The sequence below is a fragment of the Clostridium sp. genome (assembly GCF_036642255.1).
GTDB lineage: Bacteria > Bacillota > Clostridia > Clostridiales > Clostridiaceae > Clostridium_J.
The window spans coordinates 1-1665 of the sequence record NZ_JAVWDJ010000116.1 but is presented as its reverse complement, the minus strand read 5'-3'; the positions used below and the strand labels follow the sequence as shown (position 1 = coordinate 1665).

The window sequence follows — 1665 nt, the reverse complement described above, 5'->3', positions numbered from 1 at the left end:
AAGAAAGCCGAATAGAGACAATAGGTTCTAAGTATCCTTTTGTTACTAGAAATGCAAGTATTGACTATAAAGAATTTTCTTTGAGTGGGACTATAACTCACTTCATGGATGAAACAGAAGAGTTTGCTCCAAGGGCAGATTTATTTGTTGATGATGAGTTTAAATCACAACTACCATATGATATGTCTATTCACTACGATAGTTTATATAGAGAAAATAATCTTAACAACTACAATAATACTGTACTTGAAAGAGAATTTAGAAATAGAGTTGAAGAGTTTTTACTTGATGGAAAACCTAAACTATTTAAATCTCCAACAGAAGGAAACTCTATAGTTAGAATTATGGATGTTAACATGACACCAAATCAACAACTAGGAAGACTTATTTATGACTTCTCTTGTAACATAATAGAAGTTGATTCTTTTAATGTATTTAATCTAAATAAATATAATATACAAGAGAGTGGGCGATAAGTAATGTTTTTAGAGAATTTTTTAGATGACAAAGAGTTTTTAAAATTACTGGAAAATACAACAGTAAAAGAGCACCATGTGAAAATGGAAGTGTTGGACTTTAATGAAAATACAATATCTGAAATACAAGGAAAGAGTACTGGAGGTTCCATCTCAATAGATGGAGCAAGTGCCATGAGAAGAACTTGTAATATAACTATGAACGTTACTGAGGATGGATATAGTTTAACTAATCTAGATAACTTAATATCTATTAACAAAAAAATTAGAGTTTTTTCTGGGTACACAAATCCCTCCAATACTCATAAAAAATATGGGGAAATACTATGGTTTCCTCTTGGGGTTTTTATTATAATAACTGCCTCAATCAGTCATAATTTAACTGATGCAAATATTAATATAACAGCAAAAGATAAAATGTGTCTACTGAACGGTGAGTGTGCTGGTCAACTACCTGCCCCAGTAGCTCTTCATGAAAGATACACAAGAATTGATGAAGATACAACTAAGATTGAATATGTAACCATATATGATATCATCAGAGAGGCTGTGATACATCTTGGGGGAGTGGATCCCTCTAAAGTTATAATTAATGATGTTCCTTTGAAAATCAAAAAGGTTTATAGGTACAAAGGAAAAAGTCCAATCTACTTTGATGAATTTGGAAATGAGTTTAAAGAATCTACTGCTCCTGGAGTGGTGAGAACTTTAAACAGTGGAGATTTAGCTGGGTATGATTGGGTTGATTTTATATATCCAGGAGAACTAATAAAACAAGCAGGAGAAACAGTTGTATCTATATTAGATTCTATTAAAGGCATTCTAGGTAATTATGAGTATTTCTATGATCTTGAGGGTAATTTTGTCTTTCAAGAGATGAAAAACTATTTAAATAAAAGTTATGTTCCTATTACAAACCTAGAGGGAGATGATTATACAGTAAATTTTGGTGAGAGTCAAAATGCATACTCCTTTAAGGAAAGTAATATAACTACAAGTTTCAACAACACTCCAAATTATCAGAATATTAAAAATGATTTTATTGTTTGGGGCAAGAGAGAGAGCACAAGTGGGGTGGAATTACCTATAAGATACCATGTGGCTATTGATGAAATACCAACTGTTCCTAGTGAATTTGGTAACATTCCTTGGCAAGTATATTTATACGAATATGGTAAAAGTGCTAGTG

At 31.5% G+C, this 1665-nt stretch carries 2 protein-coding genes; both read left to right on the top strand.

Annotation, left to right across the window (positions count from 1 at the left end):
• Positions 1-476 (top strand): hypothetical protein (locus RR409_RS21090; protein ID WP_332559737.1); only part of this gene is annotated, 476 nt, incomplete at its 5' end.
• A 3-nt stretch (positions 477-479) separates the two neighbouring features.
• A partial coding sequence (locus RR409_RS21085; protein ID WP_332559736.1) for a hypothetical protein occupies positions 480-1665 on the top strand: 1186 nt, incomplete at its 3' end.